The sequence below is a fragment of the Streptomyces sp. AC550_RSS872 genome (genome assembly GCF_019049285.1).
In the GTDB taxonomy this organism is placed as follows: Bacteria; Actinomycetota; Actinomycetes; order Streptomycetales; family Streptomycetaceae; genus Streptomyces.
Genome location: NZ_JAGMUL010000087.1, coordinates 1 through 209 on the forward strand (window position 1 = coordinate 1; position 209 = coordinate 209).

At 68.9% G+C, this 209-nt stretch carries 1 protein-coding gene; it reads left to right on the forward strand.

What is annotated here, in order from left to right:
- Positions 1–209 (forward strand): winged helix-turn-helix domain-containing protein (locus tag KUM44_RS28530; RefSeq protein ID WP_217212440.1); only part of this gene is annotated, 209 nt, incomplete at both ends.

Below are 209 nucleotides of genomic sequence, written 5' to 3' on the forward strand. Positions count from 1 at the left end.
GGAGCTGGCCAAAGGCCCGGCCGCGCATGGCTGGGAAGACCAGCGGTGGACTCTGGAACGTGTCAGAACGCTGATCGGCCGCCAGTTCGAGGTCAGTTGCTCGATCGCGGGAGTGTGGCGGCTCCTGCACCGCCACGGCTGGTCCTGGCAGAGCCCGGCCCGCCGTGCGCTGGAACGTGACGAGCACGCGGTCGAGCTCTGGAAGAAGG